The sequence below is a fragment of the Burkholderia plantarii genome (assembly GCF_001411805.1).
GTDB classification, from domain to species: Bacteria; Pseudomonadota; Gammaproteobacteria; order Burkholderiales; family Burkholderiaceae; genus Burkholderia; species Burkholderia plantarii.
This window is the reverse complement of the sequence record NZ_CP007212.1, coordinates 440,021-466,574: the sequence shown is the minus strand read 5'-3', so window position 1 is coordinate 466,574 and position 26,554 is coordinate 440,021. Positions and strand designations below refer to the sequence as shown.

General features: G+C 70.2%; 25 protein-coding genes. 12 read left to right on the top strand and 13 right to left on the bottom strand.

Translation table 11 applies throughout. The annotated features are described in order from the left end of the window. Positions 1-102 precede the first annotated feature (102 nt). Together bpln_RS02050 and bufB are read right to left on the bottom strand one after the other, a co-directional pair. Positions 103-945, bottom strand: a complete 843-nt coding sequence (locus bpln_RS02050; RefSeq protein ID WP_055137970.1) for an HvfC/BufC N-terminal domain-containing protein — start codon at positions 943-945, stop codon at positions 103-105. Then, on the bottom strand, positions 935-1,759 hold the full coding sequence (gene bufB, locus bpln_RS02045; protein ID WP_042623744.1) for an MNIO family bufferin maturase: 825 nt from the start codon (positions 1,757-1,759) through the stop codon (positions 935-937). Before bufB ends, bpln_RS02050 begins: the two co-directional genes overlap by 11 nt. A 404-nt stretch (positions 1,760-2,163) precedes the next feature. Here bufB and bpln_RS02040 point away from each other — a divergent pair, with 404 nt between their 5' ends. From bpln_RS02040 to bpln_RS02020, 5 genes are all read left to right on the top strand, one after another. Then, positions 2,164-2,754 (top strand): anthranilate synthase component II, encoded by a 591-nt coding sequence (locus bpln_RS02040; protein ID WP_042623743.1) that lies wholly within the window; start codon positions 2,164-2,166, stop codon positions 2,752-2,754. 11 nt (positions 2,755-2,765) lie between these two features. Next, entirely contained in the window at positions 2,766-3,794 is a 1,029-nt protein-coding gene (gene trpD, locus bpln_RS02035) for an anthranilate phosphoribosyltransferase (RefSeq protein ID WP_055139425.1), read from the top strand. A 67-nt stretch (positions 3,795-3,861) separates the two neighbouring features. Further along, positions 3,862-4,653, top strand: a complete 792-nt coding sequence (gene trpC, locus bpln_RS02030; RefSeq protein WP_055137969.1) for an indole-3-glycerol phosphate synthase TrpC — start codon at positions 3,862-3,864, stop codon at positions 4,651-4,653. Positions 4,654-4,664: 11 nt separating this feature from the next. Beyond that, on the top strand, positions 4,665-5,291 hold the full coding sequence (locus tag bpln_RS02025) for a CYTH domain-containing protein (protein ID WP_055137968.1): 627 nt from the start codon (positions 4,665-4,667) through the stop codon (positions 5,289-5,291). Positions 5,292-5,305: 14 nt separating this feature from the next. After that, positions 5,306-6,163, top strand: coding sequence for a uracil-DNA glycosylase (locus tag bpln_RS02020; protein WP_055137967.1), 858 nt, complete (start codon positions 5,306-5,308; stop codon positions 6,161-6,163). Positions 6,164-6,335: 172 nt separating this feature from the next. On the opposite strand, the gene bpln_RS02015 is transcribed toward bpln_RS02020, so the two are convergent. The 4 genes from bpln_RS02015 to bpln_RS02000 form a co-directional block, all read right to left on the bottom strand. Next, a complete protein-coding gene (locus bpln_RS02015; protein WP_042623739.1) occupies positions 6,336-6,932 on the bottom strand; it encodes an FMN-dependent NADH-azoreductase in 597 nt (198 codons plus the stop codon). Positions 6,933-7,077: 145 nt separating this feature from the next. Next, a complete protein-coding gene (locus tag bpln_RS02010) occupies positions 7,078-8,868 on the bottom strand; it encodes a M61 family metallopeptidase (RefSeq protein ID WP_055139424.1) in 1,791 nt (596 codons plus the stop codon). 117 nt (positions 8,869-8,985) lie between these two features. Next, a complete protein-coding gene (locus tag bpln_RS02005; protein ID WP_055137966.1) occupies positions 8,986-9,711 on the bottom strand; it encodes a DsbC family protein in 726 nt (241 codons plus the stop codon). A 229-nt stretch (positions 9,712-9,940) separates the two neighbouring features. Further along, complete coding sequence (locus tag bpln_RS02000) at positions 9,941-11,122, bottom strand: UbiH/UbiF family hydroxylase (protein ID WP_042623737.1); 1,182 nt, start codon at positions 11,120-11,122, stop codon at positions 9,941-9,943. A 431-nt stretch (positions 11,123-11,553) separates the two neighbouring features. Here bpln_RS02000 and bpln_RS38145 point away from each other — a divergent pair, with 431 nt between their 5' ends. From bpln_RS38145 to ychF, 3 genes are all read left to right on the top strand, one after another. Further along, positions 11,554-11,676 carry a hypothetical protein gene (locus bpln_RS38145; protein ID WP_042623736.1) on the top strand — a complete coding sequence of 41 codons (123 nt, stop codon included), beginning with the start codon at positions 11,554-11,556 and terminating at the stop codon, positions 11,674-11,676. Between the two features lie 130 nt (positions 11,677-11,806). Continuing rightward, positions 11,807-12,172, top strand: coding sequence for a hypothetical protein (locus bpln_RS01995; protein ID WP_042626380.1), 366 nt, complete (start codon positions 11,807-11,809; stop codon positions 12,170-12,172). Between the two features lie 534 nt (positions 12,173-12,706). After that, positions 12,707-13,801: a redox-regulated ATPase YchF gene (gene ychF, locus bpln_RS01990; RefSeq protein ID WP_042623734.1), complete on the top strand. Its 1,095-nt coding sequence runs from the start codon at positions 12,707-12,709 to the stop codon at positions 13,799-13,801. Between the two features lie 74 nt (positions 13,802-13,875). Here the strand turns inward: ychF and bpln_RS01985 are convergent, their stop codons facing one another. The 4 genes from bpln_RS01985 to bpln_RS36965 all read right to left on the bottom strand — a co-directional run bounded on the left by bpln_RS01985 (position 13,876) and on the right by bpln_RS36965 (position 17,600). Then, positions 13,876-15,273 carry an O-antigen ligase family protein gene (locus tag bpln_RS01985; RefSeq protein WP_055137965.1) on the bottom strand — a complete coding sequence of 466 codons (1,398 nt, stop codon included), beginning with the start codon at positions 15,271-15,273 and terminating at the stop codon, positions 13,876-13,878. Continuing rightward, on the bottom strand, positions 15,273-16,172 hold the full coding sequence (locus tag bpln_RS01980) for a glycosyltransferase family 17 protein (protein WP_055137964.1): 900 nt from the start codon (positions 16,170-16,172) through the stop codon (positions 15,273-15,275). Before bpln_RS01980 ends, bpln_RS01985 begins: the two co-directional genes overlap by 1 nt. Positions 16,173-16,230: 58 nt before the next feature. After that, complete coding sequence (locus bpln_RS01975; RefSeq protein ID WP_244132087.1) at positions 16,231-17,055, bottom strand: glycosyltransferase family 2 protein; 825 nt, start codon at positions 17,053-17,055, stop codon at positions 16,231-16,233. Between the two features lie 374 nt (positions 17,056-17,429). Next, positions 17,430-17,600, bottom strand: coding sequence for a hypothetical protein (locus bpln_RS36965; RefSeq protein ID WP_162492373.1), 171 nt, complete (start codon positions 17,598-17,600; stop codon positions 17,430-17,432). 300 nt (positions 17,601-17,900) lie between these two features. On the opposite strand from bpln_RS36965, the gene ettA reads away from it, so the two are divergent. Beyond that, a complete protein-coding gene (gene ettA / locus bpln_RS01970; RefSeq protein ID WP_042623731.1) occupies positions 17,901-19,568 on the top strand; it encodes an energy-dependent translational throttle protein EttA in 1,668 nt (555 codons plus the stop codon). A gap of 103 nt (positions 19,569-19,671) precedes the next feature. On the opposite strand, the gene bpln_RS01965 is transcribed toward ettA, so the two are convergent. The 3 genes from bpln_RS01965 to bpln_RS01955 are packed head-to-tail and all read right to left on the bottom strand — an operon-like array spanning position 19,672 to position 22,417. Continuing rightward, entirely contained in the window at positions 19,672-20,298 is a 627-nt protein-coding gene (locus bpln_RS01965) for an HAD family hydrolase (RefSeq protein ID WP_042623730.1), read from the bottom strand. A gap of 30 nt (positions 20,299-20,328) precedes the next feature. Beyond that, positions 20,329-22,143 carry an aminopeptidase P family protein gene (locus bpln_RS01960; protein WP_042623729.1) on the bottom strand — a complete coding sequence of 605 codons (1,815 nt, stop codon included), beginning with the start codon at positions 22,141-22,143 and terminating at the stop codon, positions 20,329-20,331. Positions 22,144-22,165: 22 nt separating this feature from the next. After that, positions 22,166-22,417, bottom strand: coding sequence for a hypothetical protein (locus tag bpln_RS01955; protein WP_055137963.1), 252 nt, complete (start codon positions 22,415-22,417; stop codon positions 22,166-22,168). Between the two features lie 689 nt (positions 22,418-23,106). On the opposite strand from bpln_RS01955, the gene hemA reads away from it, so the two are divergent. The 3 genes from hemA (at position 23,107) to prmC (ending at position 26,424) form a co-directional block, all read left to right on the top strand. Continuing rightward, positions 23,107-24,393: a glutamyl-tRNA reductase gene (hemA, locus tag bpln_RS01950; RefSeq protein ID WP_042623727.1), complete on the top strand. Its 1,287-nt coding sequence runs from the start codon at positions 23,107-23,109 to the stop codon at positions 24,391-24,393. A 79-nt stretch (positions 24,394-24,472) separates the two neighbouring features. After that, on the top strand, positions 24,473-25,555 hold the full coding sequence (prfA, locus tag bpln_RS01945; protein ID WP_042623726.1) for a peptide chain release factor 1: 1,083 nt from the start codon (positions 24,473-24,475) through the stop codon (positions 25,553-25,555). Positions 25,556-25,575: 20 nt separating this feature from the next. Further along, the gene (gene prmC / locus bpln_RS01940; RefSeq protein WP_055137962.1) at positions 25,576-26,424 is read left to right on the top strand and encodes a peptide chain release factor N(5)-glutamine methyltransferase; all 849 of its coding nucleotides are present in this window, start codon (positions 25,576-25,578) and stop codon (positions 26,422-26,424) included. Positions 26,425-26,554 lie beyond the last annotated feature (130 nt).

The window sequence follows — 26,554 nt, the reverse complement described above, 5'->3', positions numbered from 1 at the left end:
CAAACGGCCGACTATACGTTGCAGGCGAAACGCGAAAGCTGCTGTTTCGTCACCGCTAGCATCTCGAACTGAGAACGACGCCCGGCGCCGGCAGGCATGGCGTTACGGCCGCGCCGGGCGCGTCAGCAGGCCGTCGGCGAGCCAGCGCCGCAGGGCTGTCGCCGGATCGAACGGCGGCGACGGCGATGGCAGCGGTTCGCCGGACGGGTCCGTCATGGCCGCCTCCTCTGCCATGTCGGGCGCCGACGCGAGGCCGGCGGCCAGCGCCTCGCCAAGCGTCGCGCCGCGCGCGAGCGCGCCCAGCGCGGCCCATTCCGGCGCCTCCAGCTCGCGCACCGCCGGGGTCCAGCCATCGCGGTAGACGAGCGCGCGGCCCGGCCCGTCGATCGAGGCCGGCAGCGCCGGGCCGTCCGGCCGTTGATGCGCGAGCCAGATCGCCGCCACGCGCCATGGCGAGGCATGCAGCGCCGCCGCCGGATGCAGCGCCAGCGGCCAGTCCTGCGCCGCGTCGACGCCGGCCGCGGCAAGCTCGGCCGCACGCAGCGGCGGCACGTCGGCCGCCCGGTTCGCCGCGTGCAGCGACCATTCGAGCCGCGCGACGTCGGCGAAATACGGGTACCCGGCCGCGGCCGGCAGGCCCGCCACGAACCGCGCGAGTTCGGCGCCGAACCGGCTCAGGTCGCCGTCGCGCGACGGATGGGCGTCGCCGTAGGCATGCGCGAGGGTCCGGAAGAACGCCTCGCCCACCAGCGCGTGCAGGACCGGATAGACGAGCTGCAGCGAGCGCGCATGGCCGTGGCGCAGCGAGGCCTGATAGCGCGCGAAGCGCCGCCGCGTGGCGGCATCGTCGTCGAGCCACGGCGCCAGCGCCTCGAGCGCCGCGTCGCGCCGCGCCAGCTGCGCGCCGAACTCGGCCTGCAGAAGCGCGAGCTGGTCACGCGTCAACGCGGATCTCCCCGCCGATCCGGCGCGCCTCGCGCACCTCGTCCAGCAGCACGTCGAGCGGCGGCAGATTGGTGTCCCGCTCGATCAGCGTCGGCACCGGCCCGAACCGGCGCAGCGCCTGCGCAAGGAGCTGCCAGACCGGTTCGGCGACCGGCGCGCCGTGCGTGTCGACCAGCAGTTCCGCATCCGCCTCGTGGCCGGCCAGATGCAGCTCGCCGACCATCCCGGGCGCGAGCGCCTCGAGCGCGCGGGCGGCGTCCTCGCCGTGGTTGACCTGATTCACGTAGAGATTGTTGAGGTCGAGCAGCACGCGGCAGCCGGTGCGCCGGGCCAGTTCGGCCAGAAACGCGGTCTCGCCGAACGTGTCGCCGTGAAAGCGCAGGTAGGTGGATACATTCTCGATCAGGATCGGCCGCGCGAGCCGTTCCTGCACGCGCTCGACGCGCTCGCAGAGCAGCGCGAGCGTGGCGGCGTTGAGCGGCAGCGGCAGCAGTTCGTTGAGGACCGCGTGGGAGGTCGCGCCCCAGCACAGGTGCTCCGACACGAACAGCGGCTCGATGCGCTCCGCGAGCGCGGCGACGCGTTCGAGATGGGCCGCCGAGAAGCCGTGCGCCGAACCGATGCCGAGCCCCACGCCGTGCAGCGCGACCGGGTAGTCGGCACGCAGCGTGCGCAGCACGTGCAGGTCCCATCCGCCGTCGGCCAGGTAGTTTTCGGTATGCACTTCCAGCCAGTCGACCGCGGGCCGCGTATCGAGCATGGCGCGATGGTGGGCGCTGCGCAGGCCGATCCCGACCGGGAGGGACGCGTTCATGGGCTGTTTTCCGTCGACGCAGGTTCTTGCGCGGGTGTTGGTGAACGGGCCGGCCCGCCTCGACCGGCGCCGGCAAGCGAGTCTAGCAGCTTGCGCCGCCGCGCGAACCCTCGCGCCGGCGCCGGACGCGCCGCGCGCCGCCGATGCGGGTTTCGGGCACGGAATGTCACGGGATTCCTGCTAGAATGACTGCCACCATGCGACACAGCAGCCGCTTCCCCTCCGTTCTGCTCCTCTTCGGTTGGCGTTAAGCCAGCCACGACCTCCATTGCCTGCCCGCCTCGGGCTCCCCTGCCATCGCGTCCCGTCGTTCCGCGCGGACGACATGGCGGCGGAAATCCGCTTCTCGCCGTGACCCCGGCAAGAATTACTCATTCAAGCAAGTCATTAAGCTGAGTCCAATCATGCTGCTGATGATCGACAATTACGATTCGTTTACCTACAACCTGGTCCAGTACTTCGGCGAACTCGGCGAAGACGTGCGGACCCATCGCAACGACGAGATCACGCTCGACGAGATCACCCGGCTCGATCCGGCCGCGATCTGCCTGTCGCCGGGACCGAGCAATCCGCAGCACGCCGGCATCACGCTCGCGGTGCTGCGCGAGTTCGCGGGCAAAAAGCCGATCCTCGGCGTGTGCCTCGGCCATCAGGCGATCGGCGAGGCGTTCGGCGGCCGCGTGATCCGCGCCAAGACGATCATGCACGGCAAGGTGAGCCGCATCGAGACCGACGGCCGCGGCGTGTTCGCCGACCTGCCGACGCAGTTCGACGTCACGCGCTACCACTCGCTCGCGATCGAGCGCGAATCGCTGCCCGACTGCCTGGAGATCTCGGCCTGGACCGAGGACGGCGAGATCATGGGCGTGCGCCACCGGACGCTGCCGATCGAGGGCGTGCAGTTCCACCCCGAATCGATCCTCTCCGAGCACGGCCACGCGCTGCTCGACAACTTCCTGAAGCAGGCGCGCGCCGGCAGCGCGCAACCGGCATGAGCGGGGGCGCGATGATCACCGCGCAGGAAGCGCTGCAACGCACGATCGAGCACCGCGAGATCTTCCACGACGAGATGCTGCACCTGATGCGCATGATCATGCGCGGGGACATGTCGCCCGTGATGGCCGCCGCGATCATCACCGGCCTGCGCGTGAAGAAGGAGACGATCGGCGAGATCGCCGCGGCCGCCACCGTGATGCGCGAGTTCGCGCGCCACGTCGAGGTGCCCGACAATTCGAACTTCGTCGACATCGTCGGCACCGGCGGCGACGGCTCGCACACCTTCAACATCTCGACGGCCACCATGTTCGTGACGGCCGCGGCCGGCGCGAAGGTCGCCAAGCACGGCAACCGCAGCGTGTCGAGCAAGTCGGGCAGCGCGGACGTGCTCGACGCGCTCGGCGTCAACATCGACCTCGCGCCCGAGCAGGTGGCCGCCTCGATCGAGGCGACCGGGATGGGCTTCATGTACGCGCCGAACCACCATCCGGCGATGAAGAACATCGCGCCGGTGCGCCGCGAGCTCGGCGTGCGCACGATCTTCAACATCCTCGGCCCGCTGACCAATCCGGCCGGCGCGCCGAACCAGCTGATGGGCGTGTTCCACCCCGATCTGGTCGGCATCCAGGTCCGCGTGATGCAGCGGCTCGGAGCCGAACACGTGCTGGTGGTGTACGGCAAGGACGGCATGGACGAGGTGTCGCTCGGCGCGGCGACGCTGGTGGGCGAGCTGCGCGACGGCAAGGTCACCGAGTACGAGATCCATCCCGAGGACTTCGGCCTGCAAATGGTGTCGAACCGCTCGCTGAAGGTGGAGAACGCCGAGGAATCGCGCGTGATGCTGCTCGAGGCGCTCGACAACCAGCCCGGCGTGGCACGCGAGATCGTCACGCTGAACGCGGGTACCGCGCTCTACGCCGCCAACGTCGCGCCGTCGATCGCAGCCGGCATCGACACGGCGCGCGAGGCGATCGCGAGCGGCCGCGCGCGCGCCAAGGTCGACGAGCTGGTACGCTTCACGCGTCAATTCGCGCGCTGAGCGCCCACTCGCCGGCCGGCACGTCCGGCCGGCCCAACCCATGCGGAACGCACTCCGCCGGAATGCCATGAGCGACATCCTCAATCGAATCATTGCCGTCAAACGCGAAGAAATCGCCGCCGGGCTGCGCAGCACGCCGCTCGAGGCGCTGCGGCTCGAAGCCGAGGCGCGCGGCGCCGACACGCGCGATTTCGTCGGCGCGCTGCGCGCGCAGCACGCGACCGGCCGCAGCGCCGTGATCGCCGAAGTGAAGAAGGCCAGCCCCTCGAAAGGCGTGCTGCGCGAGCACTTCGTGCCGGCCGAGATCGCCGCCTCCTACGCGCAACACGGCGCGGCCTGCCTGTCCGTATTGACCGACGAGCAGTTCTTCCAGGGCGGCGCGCGCTACCTGCGCGAGGCGCGCGAGGCCTGCGCGCTGCCGGTGCTGCGCAAGGACTTCATCGTCGACGCCTACCAGGTGCTCGAGGCGCGCGCGATGGGCGCCGACGCGATCCTGCTGATCGCCGCGGCGCTCGACACGCCGCAGATGCAGGATCTCGAGGCCTATGCGCATTCGCTCGGCCTCGCGGTGCTGGTCGAGGTCCACGATCGCGACGAGATGGTCGAGGCGCTGACGCTGAAGACGCCGCTGATCGGCATCAACAACCGCAACCTGCGCACCTTCGAGACCACGCTCGACACCACGCTCGACATGCTGGACATGGTGCCGGCCGGGCGCGTCGTCGTGACCGAGTCGGGCATCCTCTCGCGCGACGACGTCGAGCGCGTGAAGGGCGCGGGCGTCCATACGTTCCTCGTCGGCGAGGCGTTCATGCGCGCCGCGCAGCCGGGCGAGGAACTCGCGCGGATGTTCTTCTGACGAGGCCGGCCATGGCGATCGAAACCGAAATCAAGCTCGCGCTGCCGGTCGGCGCGGAAACCGCGGCACGCCTCGCGCTCGACGCCTGCGCCGGCGCGGCGGGCCAGCCGATCACGCTCGTCAACGTCTACTACGACACGCCCGGGCTCGCGCTGGCGCACGCCAAGAGCGCGGTGCGCGTGCGGCGCGCGCCGCAGGGCTGGCTGCAGACCTTCAAGACGGTCGGCACGGCCGAAGCGGGCCTGCATACGCGCCACGAGTGGGAGCTGCCGGTGGCCGGCGACGCGCTCGAGATCGACGCGCTGCTCGCCGCCTGCGACGTGCCGGAGGCGGCCGAGGCACTGCGCGCGGCCGCGTCCGAACTTGTCGCGCTGTTCCGTACCGACTTCGCGCGCACGCTGTGGCGCATCGAGCGCGACGGCACCACGGTCGAGGCCGCGCTCGATCTCGGCGAGATCGTCGCGGAGGCCGGCGGCGACACACGCCGCGCGCCGATCCGCGAAATCGAGCTGGAATTGATCGACGGCGACGCGGCGGTGCTGCACGCGCTCGCGGCGGAACTCGGCCGCGCGCTGCCGGGCCTCGCCCCCGAGGATCGCAGCAAGGCGCAGCGCGGCTACCAGCTGCGCGCTGCCTGAGGCCCGCGCCGCGCATGGCCACCCGTTCCTCTTCCCACAAGACGCCGGCGGCGCAGGCGTCGCTGTTCGAGGCCCCGACCGCGCCGGCGGCACCGGTGGCGCCCCCCGCCGCCGACGAGATCGCGCTGCACGCCGGCGCCGGGCCGGTGCCGCCGCTGCCGCTCGCCGCGCAGTTCCACGCGCTGCCAGAGGCATGGCGCGAGTTGCTGGCGCCGTTCGTCGCGAGCGACGCCTACGCGCCGCTGTGCCGTTTCGTCGACGCCGAGCGCGCCGCCGGCAAGACGATCTATCCGGCCGACGTGTTCCGCGCGCTGCGCCTGACCGCGCCCGACGACGTGAAGGTCGTGATCCTCGGCCAGGATCCCTATCACGGCGACGATCGCGGCACGCCGCAGGCGCATGGCCTCGCGTTCTCGGTGCCGCCCGCGGTGCGCCCGCCGCCGTCGCTGCGCAACATCTTCAAGGAAATCACCGCCAATTTCGGCCACGACACGCCGCGGCACGGCTGCCTCGATGCGTGGGCGCGCCAGGGCGTGCTGCTGCTCAACACCGTGCTGACTGTCGAGCGAGGCGCGGCGGCAAGCCATGCGAAGCGCGGCTGGGAGCCCTGCACCGACACGCTGATCCGTGAGCTCGCGCGACGCCATCGGGGGCTGGTATTCATGCTGTGGGGCGCGCATGCGCAGGCCAAGCGCGCGCTGTTCGACGCCGGCGTGCATTGCATGCTCGAATCGCCGCATCCGTCGCCGCTGTCCGCGCACCGCGGCTTTCTCGGCAACCGGCACTTCGCGCTCGCCAACGCGTACCTGAGCGAGCATGGTCGGACGCCGATCGACTGGCGCCTGCCCGACGAGGCGGTGGTGCTGGCCTGAGGCGCCGCGCGCGCGGCCCGCGCCGTCCTCGGCGGCACGGTAACCGCGCCGCTCAAATGCACGCCCCAAACGAACAGCCCGATCGGCCAGGGCCGGTCGGGCTGCTTTTGCATCGGGAATCGTGCCGCGCGCCGCGCCGTCAATCATGGCGCGGCACGGCCGACCCGGGCCCTCAGGCCGCGGCGATCGCCTCGCGAGCCGCCGCCAGCGCGGCCGCTTCCGAGTCCGGCCCCATGTTCAGGCCTTCGGCGTAGATGAACGACACGTCGGTCAGGCCGATGAAGCCGAGGAACGTCTTCAGATACGGCGTTTGCGTATCGTTCGGCGTGCCCAGGTACTTGCCGCCGCGGGCCGAGACGACATAGACCTTCTTGCCGGTGATCAGGCCTTCCGGGCCGTTCGCGGTGTAGCGGAACGTGACGCCGGCGCGGGCGATCCAGTCGAAGTAGGTCTTCAGGTGCGAGGAGATGCCGAAGTTGTAGAGCGGCGCCGCGATCACGATCACGTCCGCGGCCTTCAGTTCCTCGACCAGCTCGTCGCTCTTGGCGACGATCGCGTTCTGCTCCGCGCTGCGCTGCTCGGCCGGCGTGAAGAACGCGCCGAGCACGGCGTCGTCGAGGTGCGGCTGCGCGTTGGACAGCAGGTTGCGCACCACCACCTTCGAGCCGGGGTTGCTCTTTTCCAGCTTCGCGGTCAGCTCGTCGGCGAGTTGCGTCGAGCGGGCGCCCTGCGAGCGGGCGGCGGAATTGATCTGCAGAATGGTCGTCATGTCGGAACTCCGTTGGGTTTGCGCTTCCGGTGAAGCGCGAGTGGAGCCATTGTGCGGATGCGCCCGGACATGAAAAAGCGGGCGTTCGGCGACGGATTGTTGCAACGCTGAGACAATCCGCGCCGTTGTAACGATTTCGTTCGTGCTAGACGCCGAGCCAGCCGTCCTGCCAGCTGCGCCGCGCGGTGGCCCGGGTGTCGGCCGCGAGCCGGTAGCGCAGCACGTCCGGCGCGTCGAGCTTCAGCGTCGTCACGCGCAGCTCGTCGTGGCGGAACGCGTGGGCCTGCACGCGCTCGCCGGGCTGGTAGCGCGCCAGCAGCGCGTCGAGGTTCGCGCCGGTCACGCGCAGGCCGTCGATCGCGATCAGCACGTCGCCGGCCGACAGGCCCGCGCGGTGCGCCGCGCCACCCTCGTAGACCGCCGCCAGCGTGGTGTCCGCGCCGCCGCGCACGCGCGCCCCGAGCGACGGCTTCGGATTCGGCCCCGTCTCGGGCGAGAGCGTCACGCCGAACGGCTCGAACAGCGCCGCGAGCGGCAGGTCGCGCGTGCCGGACACCGCGTCGTCGAACAGCCGGCCCAGCTCCACGCCGGTGGCCTCGGCGATCAGCGCGGCCACCTCGTCCTCGCCGACGCCGCGCGGCTGGCCTTGATAGAAATCGCGGCCGTAACGCGTCCACAGCAGGCGCATCACGTCGTCGAGCGACTTGCGGTTGCGCGTGGCGCCGCGAATCGCCAGGTCGAACGCGAGCGCGACGAGCGAGCCCTTCGTGTAATAGCTGACGATCGCGTTCGAGGCGTTCTCGTCCTGGCGGTAATACTTGACCCAGGTATCGAACGAGCTTTCGGCGACGCTCTGCTTCAGGCGCCCGGTGCCGCGCAGCACGCCGCCGATGGTGCGCCCGAGCGAGGCGAAATACTCGTCGCGGCTCATCAGGCCGCTGCGCACCAGCATCAGGTCGTCGTAGTAGGACGTGAAGCCCTCGAACAGCCACAGCAGCGAGGTGTAGCTTTCCTGGCGCAGATCGTAGGGTACGAACGCGGCCGGCTTGATCCGCTTGACGTTCCAGGTGTGGAAGTATTCGTGGCTGCAGAGGCCGAGATAGGTGCGATAGCCGTCGGTCGTCTCGGGACGGCCCTTCACCGGCAGGTCGCCGCGGTTGCAGACCAGCGCCGTCGAGGCGCGGTGCTCGAGGCCGCCGTAGCCGTCGGTGACGGCCTGCGTCATGAACACGTAGCGCGCCATCGGCGCCTTTTTCGTGCGCGGCTCGAACAGCGCGATCTGCGCCTCGCAGACGCGCTTGAGGTCCGCCGCGAGCCGCTCGATGTCGAGCCGCGCCACGCGCCCCGCGATCACCACGTCGTGCGGCACGCCGTGCGCCTCGAAGCTCGCCAGCGCGAACTCGCCGAGCGTGACGGGATGGTCGACGAGTTCGTCGTAGTCGTCGGCCAGGTAGTCGCCGAAGCCGAACCGCTTCGTGCCGCGCGCCTCGCGCAGCGCGGTGGCCACGCGCCAGCGGCGCGCGCCGTCGCCGGCCGGCCGCTCGATCGCGACCACGCACGGCGCCGCTTCCTGGCCCTCGACGGCGAGGAACACGCTGGTGCCGTTGAAGAAGCCGCCCGTGTCGTCGAGATGCGCGGCGCGCACCGACAGGTCCCACGCGTACACCTCGTAGCGCAGCGTCAGCGGCCCGACCACCGGCGCGGCCTGCCAGCAGTGCTTGTCGGTCTTCGCGATGCGCACCTTGCGGCCCGCCGCGTTGAACGCGCGCAGCGTGACGATGTTGCGCGCGAACTCGCGCACCATGTAGCTGCCGGGAATCCACACCGGCAGCATGAAGCGCTGGCCGTCCGCGGCGGGTTCGGCCACCGTCAGCGTGACCTCGAACAGGTGGGCGGCGGGATCCTTCGGGACGATCGAATAGCGTATCGGGGTCATCGATGACATCGGCAAGAAGCGGTTCGGATAGAGCGGTTCGAAAAGCAAAGAGGCGCCTGCGGGATGCCGGCGCCTCTTTGCGCGATGGGGGCGGGAGCGCGGCGCGGACCGCGCGCGTCACTTCACCGAAGCGAGCGCATTGTTCAGTTCGTCGGCGGACACGGCGCCGGGCAGGCGCGTACCGTCGGCGAGGATGATGGTCGGCGTGCCCGTCACGTTCAGGCCGCGGCCGAGCGCGAGGTTCTTGTCGAGCGCCGTGGTGTCGCAATTGCCGGCCCCGGTCGGCGCCTGATGGTTGACCATCCAGTTCTCCCAGCTCTTGGCGCGGTCCGACGCGCACCAGATCGCCTTCGACTTGACCGTCGAGTCGGGCGTCAGCACCGGGTACAGGAAGGTGTAGACGGTCACGTTGTCCATCGACTGCAGCGTCGACTCGAAGCGCTTGCAGTACGGGCAGTTCGGATCGGAGAACACCGCGATCTTGCGCGCGCCGTTGCCCTTCACGACCTTGATCGCGTTGCCGAGCGGCAGGCTCGCGAAATCGACCTTGTTGATCTCGGCCATGCGCGCTTCGGTCAGGTTCTTGCGCGACTTGGTGTCGACCAGTTCGCCAAGCAGGACGTAGTCGCCGGCCGCGTCGCTGTAGACGATCTGCGAGCCGAGATTGACTTCGTAGAGGCCCGGAATCGGCGACTTCGCGATGCCCTTCACCGTCGCGTCGCCGAGGCGCGCCTGCAACGTCGCCTTCAGCTTGTCGGTGGTCTGGTCGGCCTGCGCGGTACAGCCCAGCGTGGCGGCGGCGGTCGCCAGCACCAGCGCGGCGATACGGACAATCGTTTTCATTCAGCGGTTCCTTGGGAGGGCAGTCGAGGCACGACCGTTAGTGTACGACGGCGGCCGGAGCCTGTCCGATCGGCCTGGGCCCGGTTGGTTCATATCAAAATAGGGACGATATTCGCGCGACGGACGGGATCGCGCGCACTGGCCGGCACTCGCGGCGCCGCGCCGGCGGCGGGCGCCCCGCGCGTGCCCCGGACGCCCGCGCGAGAGCCGGGGACACATCGGCCCGGCCTCAGCCGAGCGCCGTCGCGACCAGCCAGCGCTTGACGAGCGGCTGCGCGCCGACCAGCGCCATGCCGGTGTTGCGCACCGCGCGCGCGAGCGTGCCGGGCAGCGCGAACAGCCGCTGCAGGCCGTCGGTGGCGATCATCAGCGCCCGGATGTCCTCGCGCCGCGCGCGCTCGTAGCGGCGCAGCAGCACCAGATCGCCCAGATCGCGGAACGCCTCGCGCGAGGCGATCGCGTCGGCCAGCGCGGCCACGTCGCGCAGCCCGAGGTTCATGCCCTGGCCGGCCAGCGGGTGAATCAGGTGCGCCGCGTCGCCGACCAGCGCGACGCGCGGCGCGACCAGGCGGTCCACCGTCTGCAGCGCGAGCGGGAACCCCTGCGCGGGCGTCACGCAGTCGAGCGTGCCGAGCTGGCGGTGGCTGACGCGCTCGACCTCGGCCGCGAGCCGAGCCGGATCGAGTGCGAGCAGCTGGTCGGCATGGGCCGTGTGCGCCGACCAGACCAGCGAGACGTGGCCGTCGGGCAGCGGCAGCAGCGCGACGATCTCGCCGTCGCGGAACCACTGCCAGGCCGTCTCGCGGTGCGGCTCGGACGCCTTGAAGTTGGCGACCACGCCGGTCTGCCGGTAGTCGCGCCGCTCTACGCGCGAGCCGATCTGCGAGCGCACCCACGAGTGCGCGCCGTCGGCGCCGACCACCAGATCGGCCGAGAGCACGCCGCCGTCGGCGAGCGTGAGCAGCGCGGCGTCGGGTTTCACGTCGAGCCCCTGCGCGCGCGTGTCGAGCCAGGTCAGGTTCGGCTGGAAGCGCAGCGCCGCGTCGAGCCCGCGCTCGACCAGCGACGACTCGCCGATCCACGCGAGCTGCGCGACCGCCGCCTGGAACGCCGAGAAATGCAGCTCGGCCTGCGCGTCGCCGTACACGCGCATGTCGTAGACGGGCGCGAGCCGCTCGTGCTCGAGCGCCTGCCAGACGCGCAGCCGCTCGAGCAGGGCCTGCGAACTCGCGGACAGCGCGTAGACGCGCGCGTCGAACGTCAGGCCGGCCGGACGCGGGGCGGCCGGCTGCGCGAGCAGCGCCGTCCGGAGGCCCGCCTGCGTCATCGAGAGCGCGGCGGTCTTGCCGACAAGGCCGCCGCCGACCACGGCGACGTCGAAGGTCTGGGTATGGGCTGTCATGGCGCGCATTATAGCTGCGCCGCCGCATACGGCCGGCGGCCCGGATTTGCGGAAGATCAGCGCAAACGCAGTCCATCGGGTCGCCGGCCGGGTGGCTGATCAAGCATCGCGCGGCTATCGTCCGGCCGTCGCGTTTGTCGCCGAATCGAGGCGCTCCGCTCATGCATGCTGTCGCGGCCATCCGACACGGACAAACCCGATGCTCACCGTCCCCGGCCGGCCAGCATCGGCGCCGACGCCCCGTTCGGCGGCCCTCGGCTCGCCTCGCGGGGCGCCCCATTCGATCCGGAACCATTTCATCCGTAACCGCCGTCGCGCCGCGCGGCGACCAGACCGGGGCGCCGCATTACACCCCACACGTTTCCTTACAAACGCATACGGCTTGTCATCCGGTGCGCCGCTACAGTCGGCTCCATCAACGACCCAAACGGAGATTCACCATGAAGCTGAAACGGATCGCACTGCTCGCCACCCTCGCCCTCGTGCTCGGCAGCACGCTTGGCGGCTGCATCGTCGTGCCGGACGGCGGCGGCTACCATCACCACGACTACTATCGTTACTGATGCGGGTTCACGCGAGTTCGGGCGAGTCCCGGCTTGCGTGAAAGCGTTCATGGCGTGCTATTGTTGATTCGTCGGCTCCGAGTTTCACCGGTGACGGAAAGCGACTCTCAACCCCATCTCGAGCATGGCCATGAGCGACGTACACCACAACCTCACCCAACATGACCGCGTCGAGCTGCTGTGCTGGCTCACGATCGGGAATCTCGGCGCGTTCTATCTGAACGAATCCTGGCCCTCGGCACCGTTCCAGGTGCAGGCGGCGCACAAGTGGCTCGATCGCCACCTGCGCGAAGCCGACTGGCTGTGCGTCGCGAAACTGGCCGCCGTGGCGCTCGACATCGCGAGGAAGCACGCGAGCTTCGTCGACGCGGCCTGGGCGCGCGACGCCGTCGAGGAAATCATCGACAGCGACGACCTCGACCGCCAGTCTCGGCTCGTCACGCTCGTGCTCGACGACTGCCGCGCGGCGCTGGCCGACCGGCGCATCGCCGACTGAACTCGCGGCGGAGCGCCGATGGCGGCCCGGGCTGTCGTCGGTCTGGCTGCTTCGATCGCGTCGGCCGCTTCGATCGTGCCGATTGATCTGGTCGCGTCGGCGAATCGCCGTTGCGACCCGCTTCGGTTGGCTGCGCTGGCTCGCGTCGCCAGAAAGCTTCGCTCCCCGCTTCCCCTCGATTTCGACGCTCGCCCGACGCTCGCCGCGCGCGCCTGCTTCGCTGCCCGTGGCTGCGCGCGGCCATGCCGGACCATGTAGACGTCCGCGCCTCGCCGCCCCGGTGCGCCAACTGCCAAGCGGCGCTCCCGCGCCCGCCCCGGCGCCGATTCGCGCTGCCGCCCCGAAATCCCGCCACCCGAACGCGATACAATTGCCGTTTTCGCGGGCAGCCCTGCCGCGCAAGCGCCGGCCACCGCCGCGCCGCCTCGCGCCGCCGGCCGCCCCGCCCGGCGCCATCCGCGCCGCGCCATGGCGGCGCGAGCGGCGCCCGGCGTCGCGCGAACCGGCACAACATCTGATCCAGAAAGGTTTTCCATGAGTCTCAAATGCGGCATCGTCGGCTTGCCCAACGTCGGCAAGTCCACCCTGTTCAACGCGCTGACCAAGGCCGGCATCGCCGCCGAGAACTATCCGTTCTGCACCATCGAGCCGAACGTCGGCATCGTCGAGGTGCCGGACGCGCGCCTGAAGGCGATCTCCGCGATCGTGAAGCCGGAGCGGATCGTGCCGGCCGTGGTCGAGTTCGTCGACATCGCCGGCCTCGTGGCGGGCGCGAGCAAGGGTGAAGGGCTCGGCAACCAGTTCCTCGCCAACATCCGCGAGACCGATGCGATCACGCACGTGGTGCGCTGCTTCGAGGACGAGAACGTGATCCACGTGGCTGGCCGCGTGAGCCCGCTCGACGACATCGAGGTGATCAACACCGAACTCGCGCTGGCCGACCTGGCCACCGTGGAAAAGGCGCTCTCGCGCTATTCGAAGGCCGCCAAGTCAGGCAACGACAAGGAAGCGGTCAAGCTCGCCGCGGCGCTCGAGAAGGTCCGCGCTCACCTCGACCAGGGCAAGGCGGTACGCGGCCTCGACCTGTCCGACGACGAGCACGCGATCCTCAAGCCGTTCTGCCTGATCACCGCGAAGCCGGCCATGTACGTGGCCAACGTCAAGGACGACGGCTTCGAGAACAACCCGCACCTCGACGCCGTGCGCAACTACGCCGAGGCCGAGAAGTCGCCGGTGGTGGCCGTGTGCGCCGCGATCGAGGCGGAAATCGCCGATCTCGACGACGCCGACAAGGACGCGTTCCTCGCCGACATGGGCATGGACGAGCCGGGCCTGGACCGCGTGATCCGCGCCGGCTTCAAGCTGCTCGGCCTGCAGACCTACTTCACGGCCGGCGTGAAGGAAGTGCGTGCCTGGACGATCCACATCGGCGACACGGCTCCGCAGGCCGCGGGCGTGATCCACACCGATTTCGAGCGCGGCTTCATCCGCGCGCAGACGATCGGCTACGACGACTACATCACCTACAAGGGTGAGCAGGGCGCGAAGGAAGCGGGCAAGATGCGCGCCGAAGGCAAGGAATACGTGGTCCACGACGGCGACGTGATGAACTTCCTGTTCAACGTCTGACCTCTTTCCCGCCCCGGCCGATCCGATCGATCCGGCCGGGGCGGCGGCCCGATCGCGTCCGACCGGCGGCCCGGTCAGGCCCCGCCGCTCTCCCCGGCGCCGCGCTCGCGGCTGCCACCCCCCACACCCAGCGCCTGCGCGACGAGCGTCGCGATCACGAGCGCATTGAAGCTCGCCGTGTACTTCAGCGTGAACATCTCGAACGTCACGCACGCCAGCATCAGGCAGATCATGAACGCGATCCCGGTGTCGGCCGCCCGCCGCGCGGCGGCATCGGCATCGAGCCGGCGCGCCCGCCAAAACAGGCCGAGCGGCACGGCGAACAGCGTCGCCACCGCGAGGCCGCCCGCCACGCCCGAACGCAGCAGGTTCGCGAGCAGCTCGTTGTGCGGTCCCGCGTGGATCATCTGCCGCGCGCGCTCGCTCGCGAACGAGGTGATCCACGGCGCGTCGAGCAGCGCGCGAAAGCCGGTGTCGCCGTAGCCCTGCCACGGACGATGCAGGAACAGCGCCCAGGCGATGCGCCACATCGTCAGCCGAAAGCCGCCCGAGGTATCGGGATTCGACGCATCGGCCCAGGTCGAGACGTCGGCATAAATGCTGACGAGCCGATCCGTCGCGCCGCTGAACGCGGCCACGCCGGCCACCAGCGCCAGCAGCACGCACACCGCCGTGCGGGCATCGAGCGCCGGCCGCCGCAGCCAGAGCCAGAGCAGCGCCGCGACCGGCACCAGCAGGTAGGCGGTGCGCGTCTGCGAGGCCACCACCAGATAGGCGCCCGCGCACACGCCGGACACCACCAGAACGCGGGACACCGTCGGGGGCAGCATCCAGCCCGGCCGCGCCGCGCCCGCCCCCGCCGAACCGGCCGAACTCCCCCGCTTCAGCGCGAACAAGGCGAACGCCGCGAGCAGCAGCGTGTAGACGCCGAACATGTCGGTATCGACGAAATAGGTCGCGTAGCGTCCCTGCCACGCCACCAGCGCGCGCGGATCGAGGCGCACCTGCACCACCAGTTCGATCAGCGCGAGCGGCGCGGCGAAGCCGAGAATCCGCACCGCATCGATGCGCCGATGATGAAACGCCAGCATCACCGGGATCGCGAGCAGCAGCCGCGACGGCGCGTCGAAGGCCTTCGCGAGCCACTCGCCGCGCAGCGCCTGGCCGATCGCCACGGACACGATCGGCGCGGTGAGCGCGGCGGCGGCGAGCAGCAGCGCGCGCCGTGTGCCGCGGCGGCCGGCGTCGCGCCACGCGCCGCGCAGGCCGGCCAGCGACAGCAGCGCAAGCAGCATCAGGCAGGCATTGGTCGCGCCGCGCAGCGACAGGTAACCCGCCACGGCCATGAACAGCAGCGCGGCGAGGCACAGCTCGAAGCCGCCGGCATCGGGCCGCCCGAGCGCGACGGCGGCCAGCCGGCCAAGCCGTCGGCGCGGCCCGGCGCCGGGCGCGACCTGATCCGCGTCCGGCATCAGGGCTGCCCGCCCGCAGCGGCCGGCACCGACGCGGCAGAATCGGCCGGCTCGATCAGCCAGCGCGCCAGGCGCTCGCGCGCCGCGACGATCTCGCTCGGGAACTGGGGCGCCTCGACCGGCTGCGGCACGTAGCGCAGCGGCCGGTCGAGCACGTCGCGGCCGGAACGGATCCGCGCCTCGATGAAGTCGAGATCCTGAAACGCGTCGCTCATGAACTTCTGGTCGGCCACGCTGCGCATCTTGACGATCATCGCCGCCGGGCTCGTGACCCACGAGAAATGCCAGCCGGCATGGCGGACCTGCTGGACCCGGAAGCGCCGGAACCACGCGCGCCTGAGCGAACGCAGCAGCCCCGCCGACTTGTACGAACGCACCGCGTTGACGTTGCCGAAGAACGTCGTCAGATGCCGGTAGGTGGTCACGCGCGTGCCGGTCCAGTCGGCGAAACCGTCGCCGTCCATCAGCCGGTTGTTCAGGAAGTAGGCGTAGCAATACTGATGCAGGTCCGCGCGCAGGTAGCGCCGCGCATCGAAGCGGCGCAGGCATTCGGGCCGCGGAATCTCGTCGAGGTCGGACACCACGATCAGGTCGTCGGGCTCGGCGTCGTGCAGCCCGTTGAACAGGTAGCTGCGCTGGTAGTTCTCGTTCTTCCACGGATCGGGCGCGCCCGGCGGCAGGTGATCGATCGCGAGATAGCGGATCTTGCTGCGAAAGCGCGCGAAGCGTTCCATGTCGAAGTTCAGCGGCTTCTCGTCACCGACCTGCGTGTAGCGCGATTCCGCGATCACGAAGTAATCGACGTGATCCCACAGGATCTCGAGCCGCAGCTCGAGCAGCATGTCCTCGTTGAAATAGCAGAAGCAATCGTAAATCTTCGGGCGGCGCGTCGAAGTCATCGAGCAGGACCGTGGCGGAAACAGGAAAGGGGAAAGCGGAGCCCGGCACGCCGGGCGCTCAGTTCCATTCGAAATCGTGGTGCCGGCGCACGCCGTGCAGCGTCATGCCGTAGTCGGCGAGTTCGCTGGCGCGCCACGCGCGGCCGCGCCGCGTGCGCTCGAGCTTGTCGAGCTTGCGCGACAGCCAGCTCTGCCCGAGCAACTGGTAGTTGTTGCGCATCCCGAGCCCCTGCCGCGCGGACAGGCCGCGCTCGCGCTTCATCTCCGACTGCGTGATCGAACCGTAGTGATGCAGCCACGCCGCGCCGACGATCTCGGACGGCACCCGTGCCTTCGCGAGTTCATGAAAGAACAGCGTGTCCTCGAAGCCGAGCAGCTGCGGCGAGGCGCGGAAATAGCCGACCTCCATCCAGACGCTGCGATGCACGAGCAGGCAGACCGCGTGGCAGGTGCCGACACGCCGCGCATCGCGCATGGTGTGGCTCCAGACCGGCGCCTGCCGATTGAAATCGTAGTCGAGCGAGCCCTCGATCAGCGCGGGCGAAGCGACCCGCACGCCGTGGCGCACCGCGGTGCCGATCAGGTTCTCGATCCACTGCGCCGACACCAGCACGTCGTTGTTCATCACCACGGTCCACTCGGACTGCCGGTGCAGGATGCCCTGGTTCCAGGCCGCGCCGCAGCCGAGATTGTCGTGATTGAAGATCCGGCCGCCGAGCGGCAGCGTAGCCAGATAGTCACGCGTGCTGTCCGACGAGGCATTGTCGACCACCACCACGCGATCGAGCGGCATACCGTGGCCGATCAGGCTGTCGATGCACTGGCGCGTGTACTCGATCTGGTTGTGGCAGGCAAACGTGACCGAATAATCGTGGATGTTCACGCGGCGGTTCCCCGTTGTCTGCTGCACGACGAGGCCGATCGATCGACGGTGCCGGAAGGCGTGAGCTTCACCACGCCCGATCCTGCGGCATGGACGGGCTTGCCCCGGTGCGCCCCGCGCGAGTGAAGCCGATTGCTGGTAGTGACATGAAAAACGCAACAAGCTTACAAATAACCATCGATCAAGACAGCGAGTTCCGGATGCCCGGCACGCATTCCCGCGCCGCCTCCGTCCGGACTGCTGATGTCGGGCATGCGTCGCCCAGCCGCAGATTATGCCTTGTCGAAAAAACGCCCGCATGGCGTACGTATCACTCAATATTTCAAACGCCATGCAGTGGGGCGGATGCGCCCGGGCGCGTCGGCCCGGCGCGCTCAATCGCGGCCCGCGTCGAACGCGGCGAGCTCGCGCCAGTGCCGGCGCAGCGGCGCGGCCACGGCGACGGGACCGGCGCGCGACAGCCGGACCGGCGCGCGCGGCATGGCGCGGGTCGCGCTGGCCGCCTTCGGATCGAGATAGCCGCACCCGCGTGCTGCCGCCGGCATCGTCGCGAAGCGGGACGGTTGCCGCCACGGGGCGGACGGCAGGCCCGAGCGCTGTCACGGCCGATCGCGCCCGGCCGTTCACCATTGCGGCGGCACACCGCCCGCACCGGTAAGCACCCGCCGACGCTCGCGGCCGGCCCGCCGCGCGCAGTACAATACGCGGTCTCGCCGCGCCTCGCTCGCGGCCGCGCCGCCGTCCAGTCACGGCAGCGCTCCGGTCCGCACCGGACCCTCCGTCGCCCCTCGCCGCCGCGCGCGGCGCGGCGACGGCCCCAACCTTGACGAGTTCCACTGACGCAGATGGCCCAATACGTATTCACGATGAACCGGGTCGGCAAGATCGTGCCGCCCAAGCGCCAGATCCTGAAAGACATCTCGCTGTCGTTCTTCCCCGGCGCGAAAATCGGCCTGCTCGGCCTGAACGGCTCGGGCAAGTCGACGCTGATCCGCATCATGGCGGGCGTCGACAAGGACATCGAGGGCGAAGCCACGCCGATGCCGAACCTGAACATCGGCTACCTGCCGCAGGAGCCGCAGCTCGACCCGACCAAGACCGTCCGCGAGGCGGTGGAGGAAGGGCTCGGCGACGTGTTCGGCGCGCAGAAGAAGCTCGACGAGATCTACGCCGCCTACGCCGAACCCGACGCCGATTTCGACGCGCTCGCGGCCGAGCAGGCCAAGTACGAGGCGATCCTCGCCACCGCCGACGGCGGCAGCCCCGAGCAGCAGATCGAGATCGCGGCCGACGCGCTGCGCCTGCCGGCCTGGGATGCGAAGATCGAGCACCTGTCGGGCGGCGAGAAGCGCCGCGTCGCGCTCTGCAAGCTGCTGCTCGAGAAGCCCGACATGCTGCTGCTCGACGAGCCGACCAACCACCTCGACGCGGAATCGGTCGAGTGGCTCGAACAGTTCCTGACGCGCTTCCCGGGCACCGTGGTGGCGGTCACCCACGATCGCTACTTCCTCGACAACGCGGCCGAGTGGATTCTCGAACTCGACCGCGGCCACGGCATCCCCTGGAAGGGCAACTACAGCAGCTGGCTCGACCAGAAGGAAGAGCGGCTGAAGCAGGAAGAGGCGTCCGAATCGGCGCGCCAGAAGGCGATCAAGAAGGAACTGGAGTGGGTGCGCCAGAACCCGAAGGGCCGCCAGGCGAAATCGAAGGCGCGGATCGCCCGCTTCGAGGAACTGAGCAGCCAGGAATACCAGAAGCGCAACGAAACGCAGGAAATCTTCATTCCGGCGGGCGAGCGCCTCGGCAACGAAGTGATCGAGTTCAAGAACGTCAGCAAGGCCTACGGCGACCGCCTGCTGATCGACGACCTCAGCTTCAAGATCCCGGCCGGCGCGATCGTCGGCATCATCGGGCCGAACGGCGCGGGCAAGTCGACGCTGTTCCGCATGCTGACGGGCAAGGAGCAGCCGGATTCGGGCGAGATCGTGCACGGCCCGACCGTCAAGCTCGCCTACGTCGACCAGAGCCGCGACGCGCTCGCGGCCGAGAAGACCGTGTTCGAGGAAATCTCGGGCGGCGCCGACGTGCTGACGGTGGGCAAGTACGAAACGCCGTCGCGCGCCTACATCGGCCGCTTCAACTTCAAGGGCGGCGACCAGCAGAAGATCGTCGGCAACCTGTCGGGCGGTGAGCGCGGGCGCCTGCACCTGGCCAAGACGCTGATCGCCGGCGGCAACGTGCTGCTGCTCGACGAACCGTCGAACGACCTCGACGTCGAAACGCTGCGCGCGCTGGAAGACGCGCTGCTCGAATTCGCGGGCTCGGTGATGGTGATCTCGCACGATCGCTGGTTCCTCGACCGGATCGCGACGCACATCCTCGCGTTCGAGGGCGATTCGCAGGTGGTGTTCTTCGACGGCAACTACCAGGAATACGAAGCGGACAAGCGCGCGCGCCTCGGCGAGGAAGCGGCCAAGCCGAAGCGGATCCGCTTCAAGCCGATCAGCCGCTGAGCGGCCCACGCCGGCAGGCGACGCGGCAACGAAAAAAACGGGCGAATTCGCCCGTTTTTTCATGAGCGGCGTCGCCGGGACAAGACGCCGGCACTCGCAGGTCTCAAGCCGGCAGGCCGAGTTCGCGCAGCCGCGCCTCGGTGGCCGCCACGCCCGTATGGTGGATGCCGTGCCAGCCGAGCGCCGTGGCCGCCTGCGCGTTGCGCGGGTTGTCGTCGACGAACACGAGTTCACCCGGCGCGATGCCGGGCAGCTGCGCGGCGATGCGCGCGAACATCTCGCGGTAGATCGCCGGATCGGGCTTGGCGAGCTTCACGCGCCCCGACACCACGATGTCGCGAAAGCGCCGCAGCACCGCGTAGCGCTCCCAGGCATGCGGGAACGTCTCGACCGACCAGTTGGTGAGCCCGAACAGCGGCACGCCGGCCGCGTCGAGCCGCTCGACCAGCGCGACGCCGTCGTCGAACTGGCCCGCCACCATCTCGGGCCAGCGCGCGTAGAACGCGCGGATCAGCGCCGCGTGCTGCGGGAACTCGGCGATCTTCTCGGCGGTGCCGTCCGCGATGGTCTGGCCCGCGTCCTGCCGCACCACCCAGTCCATCCCGCAAACCTCGGTGAGAAAGCGCCGTCGCGCCTCGGCGTCGGGAATCAGCTGCCGGTACAGATACTCGGGGTTCCAGTCGATCAGCACCCCGCCGAAGTCGAACACGACCGCCCGGATGGCAGGCATGCGTTCCTCCTCAGAATCCGGCCCGGTGCGTCAGAGCGGCTGGGTGCGCGCCTCGAGCCAGGTTTTCGCCGCCCCCGTGACGAGCGGGCCGACGCGCTCGCGCACCGTCGCATGATAGTCGTCGAGCCAGGCGCGCTCGCCCGCGTCGAGCAGTTCGGCCAGCACGCAACGCGTGTCGATCGGGCACAGCGTCAGCGTCTCGAACTCGAGGAAATCGCCGAACGGCGTCTGCCCGGCCGCGCGGTTCAGCACCAGGTTCTCGATGCGCACGCCCCACTGCCCCGGCCGGTACACGCCCGGCTCGTTCGAGGTGATCATGCCCTCCTCCATCGCCGTCTGCGGATCGGCCGCCGCGTAGTGCGCGATCACCTGCGGGCCTTCGTGGACGTTCAGGAAATAACCGACGCCGTGCCCCGTGCCGTGGCCGTAGTCGAGCCCGGCGGCCCACATCGGCGCGCGTGCGATCGCATCGAGCATCGGCGAGCGGATGCCGCGCGGGAAACGCGCGCGCGACAGCGCGATCATCGCCTTCAGCACGATCGTGAAGTCGCGCCGCTGCGCCTCGCTCGGCGTGCCGACCGGCACCACCCGAGTGATGTCGGTGGTGCCGCCCACGAACTGGCCGCCCGAGTCGATCAACAGCAGCCCGTCGCCCTCGATCGTCGCGTGCGCCTCGGGCGTCGCGCGATAGTGCGGCATCGCGCCGTTCGCGTTGAAGCCGGCAATGGTCGCGAAGCTCGGCGACACGAAGCCGGGCTGGCGCGCGCGCGCGGCGGTCAGCTGCTCGTCGATGGTCAGCTCGGTGAGGGTCTCGTGGCCGAGCGCAGCCTCGAACCAGGCGAAGAATTCGGCCAGCGCCGCGCCGTCGCGCGCCATCGTCTCGCGCACGTGGGCGATCTCGGCCGGCGTCTTGCGCGACTTGGCGAACGTCGACGGGTTGACGGCCTCGGCCAGCCGCACCGTGTCCGGCACCGCCTGCAGCGAGCCGAACGTGACACGGCGCGGATCGATCAGCAGCGTGCTGCCGGCCGGCAGCGCGGCCAGCGCCGCCGCGGCCGCCTCGTAGGCGCGCACCGTCACGCCGTCGGCCGCGAGCGACGCCTGCAGCGCCGCGTCGAGCTTGCCGTCGACGATGAACAGCGTCGCCTGGTCGGCCGTGATCAGCGCGTGCGCGACGAACACCGGGTTGTAGCTGACGTCGGCGCCGCGCAGGTTGAACAGCCACGCGATGTCGTCGAGCGTCGAGATGAAATGCAGCCCGGCGCCCTGCGCCCGCATCGCCTCGCGCACCTGCGCGAGCTTGTCGGCGCGCGCGGTGTGCGCGTGCGGCGCGACGTGTTCGAACACGGGCGCCACCGGCAGCGCGGGACGCTCCGGCCAGATCCGTTCGAGCAGGTCGAGGTCGGTGCGCAGCACCACGCCGCGCGCGCCAAGCGCCGCGGCCAGCGCGCGCGCGGCGGCCACGCCGAGCACCGCGCCGTCCACGCTGACCGCGGCGCCCGCCGGCACGTGCTCGGCAAGCCACTCGACGTGCGGCTGGGTCTGCTGGCCGCCCATCATCTTCATCAGTTGCACGCCGGTGCCGTCGAGCTGCGCGGCGGCCTGCACCCAGTAGCGGCTGTCGACCCACAGGCCGGCGAAGTCGGCCGTCACCACCAGCGTGCCGACCGAGCCCGTGAAGCCGGACAGCCAGCGGCGCGACTGCCAGTGCTCGGGCAGGTATTCCGACAGGTGCGGATCGGCCGACGGCACGAGGCAGGCGGCGACGCCCTCGCGCGCCATCGCGCTGCGCAACAGGGCAAGCCGGGCGGGGACGGGCGAGACGTCGGGATGACGGGCGTTCATGTTGGATTCCATCGGTGTGGGTTCAGCGGCGGGCGAGCGCGCCCGTGGTCAACGTGACGGCGGCGAGCGCCGTGGCGGCGCAGACGGGCCATTCGAGCGTGCCGCCGTCGTGGAACAGTCCGGTGAGATTGCCGCCCAGCCGGGCGGCGGCCGCACCGGCCAAGCCCGCGACGAGCGCCGCGCGCCAGCCGCGCCGGCCGGCCCGGGCCGGGTGCAGCCACCAGCCGAGCCCGCCCACGGCGAGCCCCAGGACGACGATTCCCAACCAGTTCATCCCGCGCCTTCTTTTGAATTTTCGATCGCCATTGCCCCGGGCCTGAACGAAACGCGCGGCATCGCGGGCTTGCGCCCCGGGGATGACGAGGATTCGGATTGTATTGAGATAGCGCTGACGAAATTGCCCCCGCGCAGCGGACGAGTTTAGGGGTCGTCTTATCGTTAGGCAAGTCTACATAAATACGCTGGTGCGGCGGGGCGGGGCCGCGCCTGTCGCATCGCGTCACGATCCTGCGCCGTGTTCAGCGGCTTGATTCGGCACCGCGATGCGGCACCGATTCCCGACGCCACGATGCGACGCCGCCGACGCACGCGCGTCCGACTCGTCCGGCCCGCATCGATTGATCCGTCACTTTTTCCACCGCTTCAGCCATATGGCCCGTCCAATCCCAAACATCAGGCAAAAACAGCGCGAATTCCGGGCAAGCCCGGTTGTCAAGCCGGCGATTCCGGCGCATCGTACCGCCAAGCTGCTGCGACCTGCCGTCGCGCCTCCCCGCGCGGGACGGATTTTTCGGCCGAAGGCACGCCGGGTCGCACCTGCCGGAATGCCGCGGCAGCGCCGTCCGACGGGCGCGACGGGCTGCCGCGCGGGATGCGTCGGCTGGTCGATCGGCCAGCGGCACGGCTGCCGGTGACAAAAGCGGTAAGACGCTATAATGCGAACCTAAACGATAGCCCCCGGATATGCAGCTCCTCACGATCGGAATCAATCATCACACTGCGCCTGTCGCCCTGCGCGAACGCGTGGCGTTTCCGCTCGAACAGATCAAGCCTGCACTGTCCACGCTGAAGGACGTCTTCCTGGGCCGCCAGGCGCCGAACGCGCCCGAAGCGGCGATCCTCTCCACCTGCAACCGCACCGAGCTGTACTGCGCCACCGACGATCGCGCCGCGCGCGACGCGGCGGTGCGCTGGCTCGCCGAATTCCATCGCATCCCGGCCGACGAACTGGCCCCGCACGTCTACGCGCTGCCGCAGTCCGAAGCCGTGCGTCACGCGTTCCGGGTCGCCTCCGGGCTCGACTCGATGGTGCTCGGCGAAACCCAGATCGTCGGCCAGATGAAGGACGCGGTGCGCACCGCCTCGGAAGCCGGCGCGCTCGGCACCTATCTGAACCAGCTGTTCCAGCGCACCTTCGCGGTGGCCAAGGAAGTGCGCAGCACCACCGAGATCGGCGCGCAGTCGGTGTCGATGGCCGCGGCCGCGGTGCGTCTCGCGCAGCGGATCTTCGAGAACGTGGCCGACCAGAAGGTGCTGTTCATCGGCGCGGGCGAGATGATCGAGCTTTGCGCGACCCACTTCGCCGCGCAGAAGCCGCGCGAGCTGGTGGTCGCGAACCGCACCGCCGAGCGCGGCGCGAGGCTCGCCGAGCGTTTCGGCGGCCGCGCGATGCCGCTCGCGGACCTGCCCACCCGCATGCACGAGTTCGACATCATCGTCTCGTGTACCGCGTCGACGCTGCCGATCATCGGCCTGGGCGCCGTCGAGCGCGCGGTGAAGGCGCGCCGCCGCCGGCCGATCTTCATGGTCGACCTGGCCGTGCCGCGCGACATCGAGCAGGAAGTCGGCAAGCTCAAGGACGTGTTCCTCTACACCGTCGACGATCTCGGCGCGATCGTGCGCGAAGGCAACGCGTCGCGGCAGGCGGCCGTGGCGCAGGCCGAGACCATCATCGAGACGCGCGTGCAGAACTTCATGCAGTGGCTCGACACGCGCAGCGTGGTGCCGATCATCCGCCACATGCATACCCAGGCCGACGCGCTGCGCCGCGCCGAGGTCGAGCGCGCGCAGAAGATGCTCGCGCGCGGCGACGATCCGCTCGCCGTGCTCGACGCGCTGTCGCAGGCGCTCACCAACAAGCTGATCCACGGCCCGACCTCGGCGCTGAACCGCACCAGCGGCACCGAACGCGACCAGCTGATCGACCTGATGCGCGGCTTCTACGCGCACGGCCCGCGCGCCGACAACTAGCGCCGCCGCGCCCTCGGCCATTCGGCCGGCCCCGCCTTTCCCCTTTTCGATTCCTCGCCCGGGAGCGTCGCTCCACATCATGAAAACGAGCATGCAAAGCAAGCTCGACCAGCTCTCCAGCCGGCTGGTCGAACTGAACGAACTGCTGAGCCGCGAAAACGTCACCGCCGACCTCGACCAATACCGCAAGCTCACGCGCGAACACGCCGAAATCGGCCCGGTGGTCGAGCAGTACGCGCAATGGCGCCTCGCGCGCGGCGACGAAGCCACCGCGCAGGAACTGCTCGGCGACGCCTCGATGCGCGACTTCGCCGAGGAGGAGATCGGCGAGGCGCGCGAGCGGATGGCGCGGCTGGAGGCCGAGCTGCAGACCATGCTGCTGCCGAAGGATCCGAACGACGATCGCAACATCTTCGTCGAAATCCGCGCGGGCACCGGCGGCGACGAGTCGGCGCTGTTCGCGGGCGACCTGCTGCGCATGTACCTGCGCTACGCGGAGCGCCAGCGCTGGCAGGTGGAGATGATGTCGGAGAGCGGCTCGGACCTGGGCGGCTACAAGGAAGTGATCGTGCGCATCGCGGGCCACGGCGCCTATTCGCGGCTCAAGTTCGAATCGGGCGGGCACCGCGTGCAGCGCGTGCCCGCCACCGAGACGCAGGGCCGGATCCACACCTCGGCCTGCACCGTCGCGGTGATGCCCGAGGCCGACGAGATCGCCGAGGTCGAGATCAACCCGGCCGACCTGCGCATCGACACGTTCCGCGCCTCCGGCGCGGGCGGCCAGCACATCAACAAGACCGACTCGGCGGTGCGCGTCACCCACCTGCCGACCGGCATCGTGGTGGAGTGCCAGGACGACCGCTCGCAGCACAAGAACAAGGATCGCGCGCTGAAGGTGCTGGCCGCGCGCATCAAGGACAGGCAGTATCACGAGCAGCACGCCAGGGAGGCCGCCACGCGCAAGAGCCTGATCGGCTCGGGCGACCGCTCGGAGCGGATCCGCACCTACAACTTCCCGCAGGGCCGCATGACCGACCATCGCATCAACCTGACGCTGTACCGGCTCGAGGCGATCATGGACGGCGACCTCGACGAGCTGATCGCCTCGCTCGCGAGCGAGCACCAGGCCGAACTGCTCGCCTCGCTCGGCGACGCGGACTGACACGGGCGGCGCCGATCGTCATGAAGGCCTCTCCCGCCACCGCGGCCGACCTGCTGCGTGCCAGCCCGCTCGACGCCGTCGACGCGCGCATCCTGCTCGCGCATGCGTTCGGCTGGAGCCGCACCCAGCTGATCACGCGCGCCGACGCGCCGCTCGAGGCCGCCGCCGCCGAACGCTATCTCGCGCTCGAGGCGCGGCGCGTGGCCGGCGAACCGGTCGCGCAGCTGGTCGGCTCGCGCGAATTCTTCGGACTCGCGTTCGAGGTCACGCCCGACGTGCTGATCCCGCGCCCCGAGACCGAGCTGCTGGTCGAGGCCGCGCTCGACGCGCTCGACGGCATTGCCGCGCCGGCCGTGCTCGACCTCGGCACCGGCAGCGGCGCGGTGGCGCTCGCGATCGCCGACGGGCGGCCCGACGCGCGCGTCACCGCGCTCGACCGCTCGGCCGCCGCGCTCGCCGTGGCGCGCCGCAACGCGGCACGGCTGCTCGACGGCGCGCGCCCCGGCGGCGCCGTGACGTTCCTCGAAAGCGACTGGTACGCCGCGCTCGACCCCGCGGCGCGCTTTCATGCCATCGTCAGCAATCCGCCCTACATCGCGCGGCACGATCCGCATCTCGACGCCGGCGACCTGCGCTTCGAACCGCGCGGCGCGCTGACCGACGAGGCCGACGGCCTCGCCGCGATCCGCCGGATCGTGGCCGGCGCCGGCGCGTTCCTGCTGCCGCGCGGCGAACTCTGGATCGAGCACGGCTACGACCAGGCCGAGGCCGTGCGCGAACTGCTGTCGCAAGCCGGCTTCGAGGAGGTGGCCTCGCTCGCCGATCTGGCCTCGATCGAGCGCACCACGGGCGGCCGGCTGCCCGGCTGAGCGAACGGCCAACCAAGGAGACCGCAACGGAGCCGCGCCGCAACGGCCGGACCCGGCGCCATTCAGCCCCACCCCGGCCCGCGCCGCGCCCGGTCGGCCCGGCCGAAATCCAGTATCATTTCCGTTCTCA